Annotated in this window: 16 protein-coding genes and 1 pseudogene; 8 read left to right on the top strand and 9 right to left on the bottom strand. The window is 70.3% G+C overall.

Going from position 1 to position 16,262, the window contains the following annotated elements:
• Positions 1 to 6: 6 nt before the first annotated feature.
• Entirely contained in the window at positions 7 to 1,320 is a 1,314-nt protein-coding gene (locus tag PV410_RS27405) for an MFS transporter (protein WP_500328308.1), read from the bottom strand.
• Positions 1,317 to 1,925, bottom strand: a complete 609-nt coding sequence (locus PV410_RS27400) for an ArsR/SmtB family transcription factor (RefSeq protein ID WP_500328307.1) — start codon at positions 1,923 to 1,925, stop codon at positions 1,317 to 1,319. Before PV410_RS27400 ends, PV410_RS27405 begins: the two co-directional genes overlap by 4 nt.
• Before the next feature lie 198 nt (positions 1,926 to 2,123).
• Here PV410_RS27400 and PV410_RS27395 point away from each other — a divergent pair, with 198 nt between their 5' ends.
• Positions 2,124 to 2,789 (top strand): maleylpyruvate isomerase family mycothiol-dependent enzyme, encoded by a 666-nt coding sequence (locus PV410_RS27395; protein ID WP_500328305.1) that lies wholly within the window; start codon positions 2,124 to 2,126, stop codon positions 2,787 to 2,789.
• A gap of 180 nt (positions 2,790 to 2,969) precedes the next feature.
• Here the strand turns inward: PV410_RS27395 and PV410_RS27390 are convergent, their stop codons facing one another.
• From PV410_RS27390 to PV410_RS27380, 3 genes are all read right to left on the bottom strand, one after another.
• On the bottom strand, positions 2,970 to 4,409 hold the full coding sequence (locus tag PV410_RS27390) for a dihydrolipoyl dehydrogenase family protein (RefSeq protein ID WP_500328304.1): 1,440 nt from the start codon (positions 4,407 to 4,409) through the stop codon (positions 2,970 to 2,972).
• Positions 4,410 to 4,647: 238 nt separating this feature from the next.
• Positions 4,648 to 5,121: a VOC family protein gene (locus tag PV410_RS27385; protein WP_500328303.1), complete on the bottom strand. Its 474-nt coding sequence runs from the start codon at positions 5,119 to 5,121 to the stop codon at positions 4,648 to 4,650.
• Positions 5,122 to 5,662: 541 nt separating this feature from the next.
• Entirely contained in the window at positions 5,663 to 6,673 is a 1,011-nt protein-coding gene (locus PV410_RS27380; protein WP_500328369.1) for an NADP-dependent oxidoreductase, read from the bottom strand.
• Between the two features lie 111 nt (positions 6,674 to 6,784).
• On the opposite strand from PV410_RS27380, the gene PV410_RS27375 reads away from it, so the two are divergent.
• On the top strand, positions 6,785 to 7,366 hold the full coding sequence (locus tag PV410_RS27375) for a TetR/AcrR family transcriptional regulator (RefSeq protein ID WP_500328301.1): 582 nt from the start codon (positions 6,785 to 6,787) through the stop codon (positions 7,364 to 7,366).
• 111 nt (positions 7,367 to 7,477) lie between these two features.
• Here the strand turns inward: PV410_RS27375 and PV410_RS27370 are convergent, their stop codons facing one another.
• Together PV410_RS27370 and PV410_RS27365 are read right to left on the bottom strand one after the other, a co-directional pair.
• On the bottom strand, positions 7,478 to 8,218 hold the full coding sequence (locus PV410_RS27370) for a class I SAM-dependent methyltransferase (protein ID WP_500328300.1): 741 nt from the start codon (positions 8,216 to 8,218) through the stop codon (positions 7,478 to 7,480).
• Between the two features lie 176 nt (positions 8,219 to 8,394).
• A complete protein-coding gene (locus tag PV410_RS27365) occupies positions 8,395 to 9,864 on the bottom strand; it encodes a DEAD/DEAH box helicase (RefSeq protein ID WP_500328299.1) in 1,470 nt (489 codons plus the stop codon).
• 584 nt (positions 9,865 to 10,448) lie between these two features.
• Between PV410_RS27365 and PV410_RS27360 the strand changes: the two genes are divergently transcribed.
• Positions 10,449 to 11,480: a serine protein kinase RIO gene (locus PV410_RS27360; protein WP_500328297.1), complete on the top strand. Its 1,032-nt coding sequence runs from the start codon at positions 10,449 to 10,451 to the stop codon at positions 11,478 to 11,480.
• Between the two features lie 209 nt (positions 11,481 to 11,689).
• Complete coding sequence (locus PV410_RS27355) at positions 11,690 to 12,166, top strand: hypothetical protein (RefSeq protein ID WP_500328295.1); 477 nt, start codon at positions 11,690 to 11,692, stop codon at positions 12,164 to 12,166.
• 109 nt (positions 12,167 to 12,275) lie between these two features.
• On the opposite strand, the gene PV410_RS27350 is transcribed toward PV410_RS27355, so the two are convergent.
• Entirely contained in the window at positions 12,276 to 13,037 is a 762-nt protein-coding gene (locus PV410_RS27350; protein ID WP_500328294.1) for a polysaccharide lyase family 7 protein, read from the bottom strand.
• 177 nt (positions 13,038 to 13,214) lie between these two features.
• On the opposite strand from PV410_RS27350, the pseudogene PV410_RS27345 reads away from it, so the two are divergent.
• Positions 13,215 to 13,413: pseudogene (locus PV410_RS27345) on the top strand (alpha/beta hydrolase); the annotation flags it as partial.
• 98 nt (positions 13,414 to 13,511) lie between these two features.
• Here PV410_RS27345 and PV410_RS27340 read toward each other — a convergent pair.
• Positions 13,512 to 14,045: a GNAT family N-acetyltransferase gene (locus PV410_RS27340; RefSeq protein ID WP_500328293.1), complete on the bottom strand. Its 534-nt coding sequence runs from the start codon at positions 14,043 to 14,045 to the stop codon at positions 13,512 to 13,514.
• Between the two features lie 306 nt (positions 14,046 to 14,351).
• On the opposite strand from PV410_RS27340, the gene PV410_RS27335 reads away from it, so the two are divergent.
• The 3 genes from PV410_RS27335 to PV410_RS27325 all read left to right on the top strand — a co-directional run bounded on the left by PV410_RS27335 (position 14,352) and on the right by PV410_RS27325 (position 16,260).
• A complete protein-coding gene (locus PV410_RS27335) occupies positions 14,352 to 14,663 on the top strand; it encodes a hypothetical protein (protein ID WP_500328291.1) in 312 nt (103 codons plus the stop codon).
• On the top strand, positions 14,660 to 15,052 hold the full coding sequence (locus tag PV410_RS27330) for a type II toxin-antitoxin system death-on-curing family toxin (RefSeq protein WP_500328290.1): 393 nt from the start codon (positions 14,660 to 14,662) through the stop codon (positions 15,050 to 15,052). The genes PV410_RS27335 and PV410_RS27330 overlap by 4 nt, the downstream gene beginning before the upstream one ends.
• Positions 15,053 to 15,546: 494 nt before the next feature.
• On the top strand, positions 15,547 to 16,260 hold the full coding sequence (locus PV410_RS27325) for a deoxynucleoside kinase (protein WP_500328288.1): 714 nt from the start codon (positions 15,547 to 15,549) through the stop codon (positions 16,258 to 16,260).
• Positions 16,261 to 16,262: the final 2 nt, after the last annotated feature.

Below are 16,262 nucleotides of genomic sequence, written 5' to 3'. Positions count from 1 at the left end.
TTGCGGTCAGGTAGGCGATGGTTGCGCGTCCCGGTTCGTATCGGTGCCGGGAGCTACCGGATGGCCAGGGGTCAGGGAACGGATGCGTGGTACCGGCGAGGGCAGCAGCCAGAGCAGCGACAGCGCTCCGCCGACGGCGGCGACGAGGAGCGTCACCCGGAGGCCGATGAGTGTGGCGAGGAGGCCGCCGAGGACGGCGCCCACGGGGCGTACACCGTAGTTGATCGTGCTGTACGCGCCGGCGACCCGACTGCGCATGCCATCGGGGATCACCGCCGCCTGGAGGGAGTTGAGGTTGACGTCGAAGAGCATGACGCCGACACCGGAGAGGAACTGGGCCAGGGCCAAGGCTCCGGCGCGAGCCCACAGGGGTCCGCCCGCGGCGGCGGTGATGGCGATCGGTGCCGGGAACAGCACCGCGCCCACGGCGATGCTTCGGCCGACGCCGAGCCTTCGCGAGACCTTCGGCGCGATCACCGCGCCAAGGAGCGAGCCGGTGGCGCCGATCCCGAAGGCCATGCCGAGGACTCCGGCGGTCAGTGCGAGGTCCCGGTTGGCGAACAGCACGATCAGCCCGCTGCCCGCGACGAAGGTGAAGAAGTTGATGGTCGCCACGCACCCGAGGCTCGGCCGCAGCACCGGGTGACGGATGACGAACGCCAGTCCCTCCCTGGCCCGCCGCAGCAGCGGGGGTGTCGCCCGGTCAGGGACGGCCGGCGGTTCGTCCATCGAAACCCGACCGACCAGAAGCGCGGACGCCAGGAACGTCAGGGCGTCGACGACGACGGCGACGGGAGCGGTCAGCGCCTGGACGAGAGCACCACCGATCGCCGGGCCGGCGACGTATGACGCCGACCGGCTGGTACTGAGCTTGCTGTTCGCGTCCACGTAGGAGGACCGGGGCACCAGGTGGGCGAAGAACGGGGGATAGGCGGTGTTGAACAGCACCGCTGCGGCGCCGGTCAGTAACGCCACGGCGTACAACTGCCCCAGCGTCACCGCCTCCAGCAGATAGGCGGCCGGGAGGGAGAGCAGCACTGCGGCGCGCGCCAGGTCGGCGAGGACCATCAGGCGCCGCTTGTGGATGCGGTGGTCGACCCAGGCACCGAGGACGATCCCGAGCAGGTTCGGGGCCCAGATGAGCGCGGTCAGCCACGCCACCTGATGGGCCGAAGCGTGCAGCGCCCCCACCGCGATCAGCGGCAGGGCCAGTTCGGTGATCCGGTCGCCGAACTGCGAGACCGACTGGCCGGCCCAGAAACGACGGAACCGCTGGTCACGCCAGAGCGATATGGGTACGGCCTGGTCTGCGGCGCTCATGACGTCCCGCCGGTCCGCTGCTCGGCGCCCTCGGGCAGGGCGTAACGCAGCAGCCTGACGCCACGGGCGTCGGCCGGACGCGCGGCCTCGTCACGCATCACGTAGGGCGCCAGGACGCGTTCGATCGCGTCCTCGATGGCGGCGAGTTCGTCGGCGGAGACGACGACGCGGGTGTTGGCCAGCCCCGCACGCCGCAGCCACGCCGGTTCGAGGCCGGGTTCGACCTCGGCGGCCCACCGGTTCGCCAGGTCCGCGGAGCGCACGAACATCTCCCGGGACAGGACCCGCGCGGCCGTCCTGCCCTCCTCGTCCTCCGGGTCCTCCGGCGCCTCGAACCGGAAGCCGCGCGCCACCGCCTCCCACCGCCGCTGGCGACGGTCCGGGCCGGGCTCGGCATCGCGGACCAGCCCGAAGCCCGCCAGATGCCGCAGATGCCAGCTGGTCACCGACGGGGTCGCCCCCACATCGGGCGCGAGTTGCGTAGCCGTCGCCGGCCCGTGCCGCTGGAGGCGTTCGAGGATCGCCAGCCGCACCGGGTGCGCCAGCGCCCGCATCGCCCGCGGATCAGTGATCTCGACATCGCCCAGACGGTTATCGGCATCCATGACGTGAGAGTCTCCTCTCACATATTGTGAGAGTCAAGTCTCACATCTCCGTTCCGAGCCGCTGCCGGTGCCTGGGAGATCCAGGTACGGGTGCCGGAGGACAGGTCGCGCACGGGCGATGACTTTGCGCTGGAGCCGGAGTCTCCTTCGTGAATGCCGTTGCCGCAGAGCGCGACCCGTGACAGGAGACCTGGCCGTATGACCGATCCGGAAGTGACAGCAGACCGTAGCCGCGGGACCGGGGTCTGGCCCCTGATCCACGCCGAGCGAGCGGCGCTGGCGGCCGATCTCGCGGATCTGACGGACGAGCGCTGGGCAACGCCCTCGTTGTGTACCGGCTTGACGGTACGTGAGGTGCTGGCGCACGTGACCGCGGGCGCGAGCCTCAATGCCGTGCGCTGGATGGCGGGAGTGATCCGCTGCAGGCTCGACTTCGACAAGCAGGTGGCCATGCGGCTGGCCGAGCAGTTGGGCACGACTCCGGCCGAGACCCTCGAACGATTCCGGCATGTCATCCCGAGCACCACCAAGCCTCCCTTGCCCACCATCGCGATGCTGGGCGAAACGATCGTGCACGGAGAGGACATCCGGCGCCCGCTGGGCATCCGGCACGACCACCCGATCCAGGTCCTCACGCAGGTTGCCGAGTACTACCAGGGTTCGGACCTCGTGGTCCTTGCCAAGGGCCGCATCGGCGGACTGCGACTCGTCGCGGATGACGGCCCGTTCGCCACCGGTTCCGGGCCGCTCGTGTCCGGCCCCACCGTGGCCCTGATCATGGCCACGACCGGGCGCGCGACCTACTGCGACGACCTCGATGGCCCCGGTGTGGAACTCCTCCGCAGCCGCTGCGGCAGTGCGTGATCCGATGCCCAGGCCCTCCCACGTGAAGAGTGCTTCCAGCTCCGTACGTGGGCGCTGCGGGGACTTCACGAGCCCCCGCAGCGCTACCGGCCGCCGGGAGGGGAGGATCGCTCCTCACCCGCACACGGCCGGGTCAGCCGGCGGGGGCCAGGGCCACCCCGCATGCCGGCCGGAGCATGCTCAGCCGCGGTAGGTCTCCAGCAGCCGCAGCCAGACTTCGCCGAGGGTCGGGAAGGCGGGGACGGCGTGCCAGAGCCGGTGGAGGGGCACCTCGCCCGCGACGGCGATGGTGGCCGAGTGCACCAGTTCCCCGACGCCGGGGCCGGCGAAGGTGACGCCCACCACGGTGTTGCGGTCGGTGTCGACGAGCATGCGGGCCTTGCCGCGGTAGTCCTCGCCGTACTGGTGGGCGCCGGCGACGTGGGCGAGGTTGTAGTCGACGACCTCGATGCGGCGCCCGCTCTGCTCGGCCTCGCGGCTGGTCAGGCCGACGGAGGCGACCTCGGGGGTGGTGAAGACGACCTGGGGGACGGCTGCGTGGTCGGCGGTGGCGACATGCGCGCCCCAGGGTGCGTCGTCGACGGGCTCGCCGTTGGCACGGGCGCCGATGACGGTGCCGGCGATCCGGGCCTGGTACTTGCCCTGATGCGTCATGAGCGCACGGCGGTTGACGTCGCCGACGGCGTAGAGCCAGCCGCCGTCGACGCCGGTGACACGGAAGGTGTCGTCGACGGTCAGCCAGTCGCCGGGGGTGAGACCGACGGTCTCCAGACCGAGGTCGCGGGTCTGCGGGGCGCGGCCGGTCGCCAGCAGGATCTCGTCCGCGGCCAGTTGTCCGCCGTCGGAGAGCGCGATCCGCACCTCGCCGTCTTCGCCGCCCTCGCGGGCCAGGGAGGTGACGGATGTGTTGAAGCGGATGTCGACGCCCGCTTCGCGCAGTCCGTCGGTGACCAGTTCGCCGGCGAACGGCTCCATCCGCTCGAGGAGTCCGTCGTCAAGGACGAGCATGGTGACCTGGGAACCGAGCGCCTGCCAGACGGTGGCCATCTCGACGGCGACCACACCGCCTCCGACGACGGCGAGGCGGCCGGGCACCTTGTCGGCGCTGGTGGCCTCGCGGCTGGTCCAGGGGCGGATGGTGTCGAGTCCGGGGATCGGGGGCAGGGCGGCGCGGGTGCCGGTGGAGACGGCGACGGCGTGCCGGGCGGTCAGGGCGACGGTGTCGCCCTCAGGGGTCCGCACGGCCACCTGCTTGGGGCCGGTGAGGCGGCCGTGGCCGCGTACGAGGTCGACGGAGACCGAGTTCAGCCAGTCGACCTGGTCCTCGTCCTTCCAGTACGAGGACATCTTGTCGCGGTGTGCGAGGACCGCCTCGACGTCCAGCGGGCCGGCCACCGCCGGGTCGAGTCCGGGTACGCGGCTCGCGTCGGCCCGCACCACCACCGGGCGGAGCAGCGCCTTGCTCGGGTCGCAGGCCCAGAACGAGCACTCGCCGCCGAGGAGTTCGCGTTCCACGATCACGGCGCTGAGCCCTGCGGCGCGGGCGCGTTCGGCCACGTTCTCGCCGACCGGCCCCCCACCGATGACGATCACGTCGTAGGTGCGGGTCGTCTCGTTCATCTCTGCTGCGTTCCTCACTGTTTGATTCCTCATTGCTTCGGTGACTCGGTCGGACACTCCGGAAGGGCGTCGGGGCCTCCGCCCCGCACGGGGTCGACGGGGGCGGTCCCGGGATGGGACGACCGTGGCGGCAAAGCCGTCTCACGGTGTCCGCGGCACCGGACCGCCGGGCGGCGGAGGGTAACCATCGCGCTCGCCCGGCGGTCCGGTGCCGGCCTGCGGCGGCTGTGTGGGCTGATCAGCGGCCGGGGAGGCGCTGCGAGACCTCCTGGAGCACCCATCCGTTGCCGTCCGGGTCGCTGAAGGTGAGGAAGGAGCCGTAGGAGGCGCGCTCGGGATGCAGGCCGGCCAGCTGCTTCTGGCCGACACGGTCGTAGGTGACATCCCCGCCCTCGTGGCCGTGGTGCAGCAGCCCGCCGGCGTCGTGGAATATCTCGCTGACCTCGATGCCGCGGCCGACGAGCTCCGCGTGGGCCTCCTCGATGTCGGAGACGATGAGATACAGGCCTTGGAACGAGCCGGGTGCGATAGGAGTCATTCCCTCGCCGAAAATGATCGAGCACTCGGAGCCGGGCGGCGTGAAGTGCACGACCCGGAATTCCTCGTTGGCCGTGTAGTCGACGTCCAGGCGGAATCCGACCTTCTCGTAGAAGGCCTTGGCCCGGTCGGTGTCGGAGACGGGCAGCACGATCATTTCGAGCTTCAGGTTCATGGGGAGGTCCTTGGTTCTTGACGACTGCGTGCATCCCAGAGAACCAGCCCAAAAGGTGCCTCGGAGCGGTCCAGCAGGCCTGCCTTGGCCCTGGCCTGCTGGTCCAGGTACTGGCAGGTCCCCCCAGCGTCATCGCCGGGCAATGAGCGGCGGGTGCAGGTGCTGCGCGGGCGGAACCGGCGAAGAGGCTGCCGAAGCGGCCCCGGGAGGGCGCCCGGACGACGGGGGAGGCATGCGGCTCCTTGATCGGAGGCGCCTGCGGGCCGGACGGCGGTGGCCGGTAGGGGCAGCTCGAGGCGGCGACCGGCAACCCAGCCTCGGCTCGCAGATCCGTCAGCCCGAGTGAGGTGGAACACGAACGGAACTTCCTCGAGGGCCTTCTTTCGTGGCAATCCGGGGAGGCGAACATCGAATCCGTGACCTTTTGGGAGCCAGGATTATCGAAAAGCTTTTCGGCTACCGGCATCACTACGACGCGGGGCTGCGGCCGGCCCGCACGGGCGAACCCGAACGGACCGGAGCGCAGTGAAACGGCTCGTTCCTAAGCGACCGTGAGCACGATCTTCCCCTGGATGTGCCCTCGGGCGGCGCGTTCGTGCGCGGCTCGGGCATCCGTGAGCGCAAAGGTGCTGTCGATCGCGACGTGGACCGTGCCCGCGTCGAGCAGGCGTGCCAGCTCGGCGAGCTGCGCGCCGTTGGATCGGACCTGGGTGCCCGTGACGGTGACGCCCAGCTTCGCGGTCTCCTCTTCGTCGAATTCGCCGAAGAACACGGGGAACTGGGAGCCGCCGCGCTTGAGCGTGCGCAGGAAGCGCTTGCTGTGGGGGCCGCCGACGGCGTCGAGAACGAGGTCGACGTCGTGCACGAGTTCCTCGGGACGACTCTTGGTGTAGTCGATGAACTCGTCGGCGCCGAGTTCGCGCAGGAAGGATTCGTGTGCGCCCGACGCCACCGCGATGACCCGTGCACCCTTCCATTTCGCCAGCTGAAGCGCGAAGTGTCCCACGCCGCCCGCGGCGCCGTTGACGAGCACCGTCGTGTCGGCGTCGAGTGGCACCGGACGGTGCTGCGCCGCCTGGAAGGGCGACGGGTGATCGTGTCCGAGCTCGATCAGGAACTGCCATGCCGTGAGCCCGGCCATGGGCGCCCCGGCGGCGTGCACGTGATCGATGCCGGCCGGCTTGAGCGCGAGGTCCGACGCGGGCGCGGCCACGTATTCGGCGTAGGTGCTGCCGTCGAAGCTGGGGAAGCGAAGGAGACCGAAGACCTCGTCCCCGACGGAGAAGCCGTCCACGTCCGCGGCGACGGCCTCGACGACGCCCGACAGGTCCGTCCCCGGAATCACGGGCAGGCTGAACTTCGGCCGCACCTCCGGAGGCAGGTTGGACATCCCGTCGCGCAGGTACCAGTCGGGGGGATTGACGCCGACCGCGTGCACGCGAACGAGCACCTCACCCGGCCCGGGCTTGGGCATCGGCACCTCGTCGTACCGCAGAACCTCCGGACCGCCGTGCTCATGGAGCCGGACCGCCCTCATCGTGTGTGTCGGCATCGGTTTCTCCTCCCCGCGCTGCGGGATAGACTCATTCGGATCAGCGATCCACATAAACGGACCACTGATCCGAATATATGGACCACTGATCCGGATAGTCAAGGGGGACAGATGCGGGCCGACGCCAGGAAGAACCGCGACCACCTGCTCGCAGTAGCGGGCACCGCCATCACCGAGCAAGGCGTCGACGTGTCACTGCGCGACATCGCGCGCAGGGCCGATGTGGGACTCGCGACGCTGCTGCGACACTTCCCGACGCGCGAGGCGCTGCTCGACGCCCTGCTCCGCACGAGCTTCGACGAGCTGACCGCCAAGGCAGACGCCCTCGAAACGTCCAACTCGCCCGGCGACGCTCTCGTTTCGTGGCTGCGCGACTGCGTCGCCTGGACAACCGAGTACCGGGGCGCCGTGGTGCTGATGGCAGCCGCCATCGAGGACACCGAGTCCGCACTCCACGCTTCGTGCGTCACTCTGCGCGCGGCCGGCGCGCGGCTCCTGACCCGTGCCCAGGCCGCGGGCACCGCGCGGACCGACATGGACGGCGCCGATGTGTTCGCCCTGGTAGCGGCGCTTGCCTGGCTCGGCGATCAACCCTCGCTCGCGCCACGCGCCGAGCACCTCTTCGACGTTGTCGCAAGTGCGATCCTCACCCGCACAGCGAGCAGCAATGCCGAGGAGGAACCCCGGCCGTAGCTGATCGTCGCGTACGCGAGCCAGTGAGGCGGACCGCGACCGCTCAAACGCCTACGTCGCACGGTTGGCAGGCGAGCAGGGCGGAAGGCACGGTCCTGCCCCGGCCTGTTCCTACAGGTCGGCTACGAGAAGTCGGTAGCCGACGTCGAGCGTTTCGCGGTTGAGCAGGTCGGCGTGGCGCTCGTGCCACAGACCGGAAGACAGGTCGCCGGACAGCCGCGCCAGGCCCGGGCGGAGGACTTCCTCACCGGTCTGGGCGAGCATCGATATGCCGGCTCGCACTTTCGGGTTGAGGTACGCCTCAGGTCGGCGCCAGAAGGCGGCGCCGAATCCGTCGGTGCAGTCGTGCGGGACCGGGACCGTCTCGACGCGCGCGCCTCCGAGCAGCGCAACCAGCCGGTCGATCGGGACGGCCCTTGTGCCGTCGAACGCGGCCACCTCCGGCAGGTATTCGTCCAGCAGCCAGAACCTGCGGAAGACGGCCTGGTCCCACGTGAGGATGACGACGCGCTGCCGGGCGATCCGAAGGAGTTCCCCGACGCCGGCTTCCAGGTCGGTCCAGTGGTGCACGGTCAGCAGCGCCATCGCCGCGTCGGCCGAGCCGTCGGCGATGGGAATCGACTCGGCCGATGCCTGCAGGGCCCGCGCAGATCCGGTCGGACGTTGGGCGATCATCACCGAACTGGGCTCAACCGCCAGGACCGTTGCCGGTGGTTCGTAGGAACCGGCGCCGGCACCCACATTGATGACGGTGGTGGCATCGCCGAGCGCCTCGTGGATCCGGGCGGCGATCCGGGGATCCGGTCGTCGCGTGTGACTGTAGGTCGCACCGATGCGGTCATACGTCGCCACGACGGACAGTATGCCCCGCCGCTCAGTTCGCGGCGAAGCCGGAACGCATCGCCGTGTGCAGAGCGTCCTCCGACGCCCCGCTCGCCCGTGCGGCTGCGAGCGCCGTCCCTGATGCCTGGCGCCGCGGCGTCGCGTTCCTGCTCGACGGGGGGTGGGCCGGCGCAGCAAGCGTGGGGTCAGTTGCCCCGGCGGATGCGGGCGGCCTCACGGGCCGCGGCCATCTGGCGGGCCTCGGCCGTCTTGCGCGACTCCCGGCCGGGGCGCGTGCCCAGGCCGCGGAACGGGGCGCCACCGCGTGCCGACGCCTGCGCGGCCGGTGCGCCGGCGACGGGAACGCCGGACGGGGCCTTGGCCCCGGTGATCCGGCTCAGCGCCGCATCGCCGGATCGTACCTGGGTGATCGTCGGCCGGATGCCCGCGTCGGACATGAGCCGGGTCATGTCGGGGCGTTGGTGCGTGGTCACGAGGGTCACCACCCGTCCGGACCGGCCGGCCCGCGCGGTCCGTCCGCCGCGGTGGAGGTAGTCCTTGGCGTCACCGGGGGGATCGACGTTGACCACGAGGTCCAGGTCGTCGATGTGGATGCCGCGGGCGGCGACGTTGGTGGCCACCAGGGTCGTCACCTCGCCGGTCTTGAACCGTGCGAGGGCCCGGGTGCGCTGCGGCTGGGACTTCCCGCTGTGCAGGCCCGCCACCGCGACACCGGAACCCTCGAGGTGCCTGGTGAACTGGTCGACCGCGTGCTTGGTGTCCAGGAACATGATCACCCGGCCGTCACGGGCGGCGATCTCGGTGGCGGTGGCGTACTTGTCGGCGGCGTGGACGTACAGCACGTGGTGCTCCATGGCGACGACGGTCGCGGCCGAGGGGTCGACCGAGTGGACCACCGGATCGGTCAGGTAGCGACGGACCAGGAGGTCGATGTTGTTGTCGAGGGTGGCCGAGAACAGCATCCGCTGGCCGCCCGCCCGCACCTGGTCCAGCAGCTCGGTGACCTGCGGCATGAACCCCAGGTCCGCCATCTGGTCCGCCTCGTCCAGGACCGTGATCCGCACGTGGTCCAGGTGGCAGTCACGGCGCGCGACGAGGTCGCTCAGACGTCCGGGCGTGGCCACGACGACCTCGGCCCCCGCCCGGATCGCTCCGACCTGCCGGCCGATCGAGAGGCCGCCGACCACGGTGGCGAGCCTGAGGTCCAGCGCCCGGGCGTAGGGGGTGAGCGATTCCGTGACCTGCTGCGCCAGTTCACGGGTGGGCACCAGGACCAGTGCGCGGGGCCGCTTGGGCTCGGCACGCTGCCCGGCTGTACGGGTCAGCAGCGGCAGGCCGAAAGCCAGGGTCTTGCCCGAACCGGTGCGTCCCCGGCCGAGCACGTCCCGGCCGGCCAGCGCGTCCGGCAGCGTGGCGGCCTGGATGGGGAACGGTTCGTCCACGCCGAGGTCGGTCAGCGTCTTCAGCAGGGCCGGCGGGAGCCGCAGCTCGGTGAACGCCGTCATCGGCGGCAGGGCCGGGGTCGTCGACACGGGTGCCGCGAACTCGCCCTGCGGGGTCGTGGGGCGTCCCTTGCCGCCGGAGCGGCCGGGAATGTGCGGACGGGAACGGCCGGACTGGCCGGAGCGCTGGTCGTTCCGGGGCGAACGGTTCATGGGCGAACCTTCCTCGACGGGCACGCATCGAGGGAATTCCCGGTGGATGCGCGGCCGGGGAGTCGCCAGAACGAGCCGAAGACAAGACGGTGACCGACAGCGGGTGGTCCCGTCCGTACGGCGTGGGGTCGAGCTGCGTCGTGCGTGCCGGCGCCGGGTACCGACGTGCGGATCACACTTCCCCACGAGTTTACCCGCCCGGTCCGGTTTCCCCGGCGGGTCCGCGGTCCCGCACGGGGCGGCGCCCTTCCGGATCGGCCGGGACGACGGCGTACCCAGGACCCGGTGGCGCCCGCGCAACGCGGGGTCGCCCCCTTCGGTGCTCGTCAACCCGTACCTGCGGGGGCCTGAGAAAACCGGTTGCGCGGTCTGCGGGGCTGGCTAGGATCGTGCCGATCTGGAGTGCCGGGCGTGAACAACGGCCCGGCGTAGTGGGAGAGGAGGTGCGTCTTCGTGGACGCCGCCGTGACGCGGCGCGCTCGTGTGTGCGCGCCAGACGCCTTTTCCCGCTACCTTCCCACCGGCTGATGACGCGCGTTCGCTGACGCTCCGCCCGGTGGGTCCTTCCACTGGAGATCATCACCATGCGTGAGCGCTTTGCCGACGGCGAGTCCTTCACCCGCATCCGCCCCAAGGGCACCAGACGACGCAGTCACCGCGACGCTGACGAGGCCTTCGAGGAGGCCTTCCCCGAGTACGCGGCACGCCGGCCCTCGGCGGTCGGGGATGCCCACAGCACCCAGGACCTCCGTTCCACCGTCTTCGATTCCGGAGCCGAAGACGACGAGGACACCCTCGAGGAACCAACGCCCGGCCAGTCGACCGACGGCCCTGCCGAGGGTGACCGCTGGTCCACCTGGGACCGGTCGACCCCGACCGAGAAGGGCCCCGAGCCGCGCCCCGCATGGGTGGTGACGGACCTGGCCGCCGTCGACTTCGAACTCGGGATCGTCAAGACCGGCAAAGAGGCCGACGTCTTCCTGATCGAACGGGCGGTGCCCGGAACCGACCGCCGCGCTCTGATGGCCGCCAAACGCTACCGCGACGGACAGCACCGCATGTTCCACCGCGACTCCGGATACCTGGAGGGGCGTGCCCACAAGGAGTCCCGGATCAGCCGGGCCATGGCCAAGCGCACGGCCTTCGGCAAGGAGGCCATCGCCGGCCAGTGGGCCGGCGCCGAGTTCGCGGCGTTGTCGCGGCTGTGGTCGGCGGGGGTGGCCGTGCCGTACCCCGTGCAGATCCTCGGGACCGAGATCCTCATGGAGTTCATCGGCGACCGGTCGGGGACGGCCGCGCCACGTCTCGCCCAGCTCCGCTCGGAAGAGGTCGATCTGGACGATCTGTGGGAGCAACTGGGCCGCAGCTTGTCGCTGCTCGCGCGTGACGGCTACGCGCACGGCGACCTGTCGGCCTACAACATCCTCGTCCACGAGGGCCGCCTGGTCGTCATCGACGTGCCTCAGATCGTCGACGTCGTCGCGAACCCGCGGGGTCTGTCCTTCCTGGAGCGCGATGTCCGCAACGTCGGTGCCTGGTTCGTCTCCAGGGGCCTGGCCGAGCGACGTGTAGAGGAACTGGCGCAGGCATTGGCCTTTGACGCACGGCTGGGCTGAACGTCTCCTGTGAATCGGCGTGTCCCCAGTCGCCGTGCACGCACGCCGACGCGCGACGCGGGCCCGGGAGCCGCTCCCGGGCCCGCGCGGGCGGGGATGGCGCGCCTTGCCCGGGACGGAAGGGCGCACCTGACGGTGCGTGGGGGCCCATGCCTGCGGTCATTGGAAAAGGGGCTGCGTTGGGCTGGCGAGCCGGGCAGCATGGCGAGGTGGCTGATCTGCTGTGGGATGACGTGAGCAGTTTCTTCGACCCGGACTCGATGGGGTCGTTGCCGGACGTGCGTGTCCCGGACGTCTCGGTGGAGGGCTGGCAGGCCGTCCTCGATCTCGTCGCGGAGAAGGGTTGGGAGTGCCAGTACTCGGAGGGCGAGGCCGTGCTTCCGGTACCCCGGGCGGAGGCCGTGCTGTCCCGCCCCGCGGATGCGGAGTGTCCGAACTTCCTGGTCTGGCCGTCTGCCGATGTGCTGGCGATCTTCCGTTTCCTTGACGACGAGGTCGTCGACTTCGACGTCGATCTGCGGGAGTTGCAGGGGCAGGAACGACTCGATGTGTTGTGCGGCTTCTTCCGGGAGATCGGGCGGCGGTTGGGCAAGCCGGTGCTGATGGACGGGGAGGGCGCCGTTGGCCATCCGATCCTCGGCTTCGATGTCGAGGCTGATCGAGTCGTCCTGCTCATGGAGCCGTAGGCCGGTTGGTGGAAGGTTTCGTCGCGGAGCATGGGGAAGAGGACATCGGCCCGGCCCCCGGTCGAGAGGTCCCGCCGCGACCCTGTCGCTCGCGGCGGGAGCCGGTAGCTCAGCTGTGCGAGACCGTGAGGCCGTAGAAGGCGACGCGCGCGCCCCTGGTGGTGCTGTCGGAGGAGGACTGGTTGTACGAGCCCGCCTTGAAGTACTGCTTGTAGGCGTTGAACGACGACGGGATCGCGTAGTGCGTGGTGCTGCCGTTCACCGTCAGGTCGATGGTGTGGCCGCCGGAAACGCCGATGGTGTACGTCCACGTCTTGCCTACGGACACGTGGCCGACGGTGTGGAGCGTCTGGCCGCCGGAGGGCGAGTTCTCGGTGCCGAGGACGATGTCGCCGCTGGAGCGGTAGTACAGCTCCAGCAGCGGCTTGGTGGACGAGCCGCCGGAGCCGAGGTGGATCTGCCCGACACAGACGTTGGAGGTCACCGAGACCACGCGCAGCGTCGCGCTCATGCGATGGCTACCACTGAGCGGCCAGTCCGCGGCGCTGCCGCTGCGGTTCATCTCGCGCAGTTCGGAGCGGGCGTAGTTGGAGTTGGGCGTGGTGACGCCCTTCTCGGGCGCCCAGAAGGTCATCGCGCCGTCGCGGGTGTCGGTGTAGAAGTACGAGTCCTGGTAGCCGTTCGCCCCTTGGAGGCGGGACGAGGAGATGGTGGTCGGTGAGCCCGGGGAGCCGACCGGCTCCTGGAGCTGCCACACCGAGAGATCGAAGTTGCCGCCGGGGGCGACCTTGGGGTCGGCGGCGAAAGCGGGGCCGCTGCCGATGACGACGGTCGCGACGGCGAGGGAAGCGAGCAGCGTACGCACGCGCATGGGGGACCTCCTGTCGCATCACGGTTCACTTACCTGAACGCGGTGTGTGGATGTGAACACCGGTCAGCTCGAGACCGTAAGACCGTGGCGTGGCCGCGTCAAGGTCTGCACCAATCGCCGCGCTGTCCGGGCGTGAGGCCGTCGCAGGACGGAGCCATCAGGTCCGCAGTGGACGTTGCCCACAGCGGTGGCAACCACAGGAAGCACCCGGCGATGTCGGGCCGCGCCCAGCGCCTGGTGACCGGCTGCGGCCTCCCCGTCGCCGTCATCGACGCGCCCGGTCGCGGCGACCGGCCGCGCACGGCGCACGACGAAGCGGAGATCGCGGATTCTGTTCGGAGCGAGGGCGGCCGACGAGCTGGAAGGCCCGATCGTGTCCACGGGGTGCACCCGTGCCGGGGTGGGCCCTCGTACCGCCCGGACCGTCGGCGGGGCCGTGGTCCACGTGGACGCTCGCAGGGCGGTGGCGCCGGTTCAGGCCTGGAACTCGGTGAGGTCGATGGTGTGCACGCGCAGGGGGAAGCCGTACTTGGGGTGTGTGGTCTCGCGCTGCGGCGCCATGCCCAGCTTGCGCATCACGTTCTCCGAGGCGTTGTCGCCGATCCTCGCGATGCCGACCAGCCGTTCCAGGCCGCGGTCCTGGAGCGCGAACTCCATCGCGGCATGGGCGGCCTCCGAGGCGTAGCCCTGACCCCAGAACTGTCGGCCCAGCCGCCAGCACACGGACACCTCGGGCATCACCTCGGGCAGGAACTCCGGCAGGGACAGGCCGGTGAAACCGGCCAGTTCACCCGAGGCCAGCAACTCGACGGCGAAGAGGCCGAAGCCCTCCTCGTCCCACTCCTCCTCCCACCGTTCGATGGCCTCCGCCGTGTGTTCCAGGTCGCGTACGGAGCCGTCGCCGACCCAGCGCATCACCTGCGGGTCGCCGTTGATCTCGGCCATGGGCACCAGGTCGTCGTCCTGCCAGCGGCGCAGGAGCAGGCGGGGGGTCTGGATCTCGGTCATGGGTTCATCCTGTCGAAGGCGAAGCCGCAACGGTAATCGGCGTGGCGGCCGCTGCCGTCCGCCGGCGGGCATCCGCCGCCGTGCCTGCGTCGTCTTTGGGGCGTGTGCAGGAGCAGGCCCTCGCCCATGGCCCCAGGGCGGACCGGCGCGCGGAGCGTCGTCGCGGGGGCGTCGACCGCGACCCGGGCGATCAACGCGGTCAGGAGCAGGACGCCGCGTGGAGGGACGGGGTCGGTTCCGGAGGTGTGCTGCGGTAGGAGCGCCGAACCACTCGCGCCCTGGTTGTACTGGCGGTACCGTCAGTACATGCCGACTCCCAAGGGTATGAACGTCCCGTTCGCGGACGACGACGAACTGGACCAGGTGCGCCGCGCGGCCACGGCCGCGGGCCTGTCCACCCGCGAGTACATCCGCCGGGCCGCGCTCAGCTTCGCCAACGCCGTCCCGAACGAATTCCTGCAGGCTGCGGTGGAGGCGCACGCCCACGTCAAGGACGCGTTCGCCGAGATCCTGCCGGAGGACGGACGTCCGAACGAGGAGCGCCGCTCCGCGGAGGCGGAGGCCGGCCGCCGCCTGGCCGAGCTCGACGGCGACCATGCACACGGGAGCGCCGCGTGAGCGCACCCCGCCCCGACGGGGTGATCTACGCGGAAGTGCCGATGCTGCTGCAGGTCGCCGAGCACATTCTCGGGGACCCGCAGGCCGACGACCTGGGGGTACTTCCCGCCGCGGTCGCCCGCCACCGCGCGGAGGCCATGGGCCAGGATGTCTACGGCTCGATCTGGCTCAAGGCTGCCGCGCTGCTCCACACCCTGGTGAGGCTCCCGGCCCTCGAGCACTCCAACGGCCAGTTCGGATGGCTCGCCGCAGTCGCGTTCCTCCGCGTGAACGGCCACACCCTGACCTACCCGCCGAAGGACGCCGCTGTCCTGGTCCGCGACGCCATCGCCGGCGAGAAGTCCGTCAAGGAGATCGCCCTGCAACTTCGCCAATGGGGTACCGCCTGAAAGAACTCCCCGGCGTGAGGGAGCACGGCACGCCCCTAGGGCGCGGCATCAAACCCCTGATCGTGCGACGCGGCGTCGCGCCCGAATCCGGCGCGGGCGAGATCCTCTGGTCGTCGAGCGACCCTTGCCCGGCTCCACAAGTCCAAGCGTCTTTGGGCCCGTGGCGGCGCCGCGCTGGCCTCCACCACGGCCTGATGGAACTCGCCCGCGGCATCATCTGCCTGCGACGACTCCCGTACGTCATTCCGAAACGATCAGTTAAACTTCAGGGCGGCCGCGGGGGCTGCGGTTCGTTGCCGTGTGGCGACCGCGGAACGGCCAGGTCGGCCGGTCGAGGAGAGCGGCCGGTGTCAGGGCCTGGGTCCGGACGGGGACGACACGACGCTGATCATGAAGATCCCGCGAATCGCGTGACCGCCGACGCGCGTCCAAGTGGTCTGGGGCGCCTTGCCCACCCGCCCGTGAACAGAAGACCCGCCACGGAGATGTGAGGTATGTCAGTGATCTGCGTCGGAGGCATGATCGGAATCGGCAAGACGAGTGTGGCCGAACTGCTCGCCAAGGAACTGGGCAGCGAAGTCTTCTACGAGAGCGTGGAAGACAATCCGATCCTTCCGCTCTTCTACACGGCGAGCCCCGAGGAGATCCAGGCCAAGCGGTACCCCTTCCTGCTCCAGCTCCACTTCCTGCAGACGCGGTTCGCCTCGATCAAGAAGGCGTACAAGCAGGGCGACAACGTCCTCGACCGGTCCATCTACGAGGACTGGTACTTCGCAAAGGTCAACCACGACCTGGGCCGGATCAGCTCCCTCGAGATGCGGGTGTACGAGGGGCTGCTCGACGAGATGATGCGCGAGATCGACGGTCTGCCGTACCGCAAGGCACCCGATCTCATGGTCTACCTCAAGGCGGACTTCGAGACGGTCCTGCACCGCATCGGGTTGCGGGGCCGGGACTTCGAACAGGACGAGAGCCTCGTCGAGTACTACCGGACGCTGTGGTCCGGCTACGACGACTGGGTGCACAAGCACTATTCGGCCAGCGAGGTCCTCGTCGTCGACATGAATCACACCGATGTGGTGAACAACCCCGAGGACGCGGCCCGCGTGGCGCGCGAGGTCAAGGACGCCCTGGCGGCGGTCGGGCACCGGGCGAACGCCACCGGTGAGAGCGCCGAACGCGAGACGCCCACGGCGGTCCCCGCCTGAGC

Source organism: Streptomyces sp. PA03-5A, assembly GCF_033792725.1.
In the GTDB taxonomy this organism is placed as follows: Bacteria; Actinomycetota; Actinomycetes; order Streptomycetales; family Streptomycetaceae; genus Actinacidiphila.
The sequence above is the reverse complement of the archived record's forward strand: the minus strand, read 5'-3'. Positions and strand labels throughout refer to the sequence as shown.

Coding starts and splice junctions, on each gene's coding strand:
- PV410_RS27360 (WP_500328297.1), top strand. CDS start 10,449: ATGCGTGAGCGCTTTGCCGACGGCGAGTCCTTCACCCGCATCCGCCCC.
- PV410_RS27405 (WP_500328308.1), bottom strand. CDS start 1,320: ATGAGCGCCGCAGACCAGGCCGTACCCATATCGCTCTGGCGTGACCAG.
- PV410_RS27350 (WP_500328294.1), bottom strand. CDS start 13,037: ATGCGCGTGCGTACGCTGCTCGCTTCCCTCGCCGTCGCGACCGTCGTC.
- PV410_RS27335 (WP_500328291.1), top strand. CDS start 14,352: ATGCCGACTCCCAAGGGTATGAACGTCCCGTTCGCGGACGACGACGAA.
- PV410_RS27395 (WP_500328305.1), top strand. CDS start 2,124: ATGACCGATCCGGAAGTGACAGCAGACCGTAGCCGCGGGACCGGGGTC.
- PV410_RS27340 (WP_500328293.1), bottom strand. CDS start 14,045: ATGACCGAGATCCAGACCCCCCGCCTGCTCCTGCGCCGCTGGCAGGAC.
- PV410_RS27375 (WP_500328301.1), top strand. CDS start 6,785: ATGCGGGCCGACGCCAGGAAGAACCGCGACCACCTGCTCGCAGTAGCG.
- PV410_RS27365 (WP_500328299.1), bottom strand. CDS start 9,864: ATGAACCGTTCGCCCCGGAACGACCAGCGCTCCGGCCAGTCCGGCCGT.
- PV410_RS27325 (WP_500328288.1), top strand. CDS start 15,547: ATGTCAGTGATCTGCGTCGGAGGCATGATCGGAATCGGCAAGACGAGT.
- PV410_RS27385 (WP_500328303.1), bottom strand. CDS start 5,121: ATGAACCTGAAGCTCGAAATGATCGTGCTGCCCGTCTCCGACACCGAC.
- PV410_RS27400 (WP_500328307.1), bottom strand. CDS start 1,925: ATGGATGCCGATAACCGTCTGGGCGATGTCGAGATCACTGATCCGCGG.
- PV410_RS27380 (WP_500328369.1), bottom strand. CDS start 6,673: ATGCCGACACACACGATGAGGGCGGTCCGGCTCCATGAGCACGGCGGT.
- PV410_RS27390 (WP_500328304.1), bottom strand. CDS start 4,409: ATGAACGAGACGACCCGCACCTACGACGTGATCGTCATCGGTGGGGGG.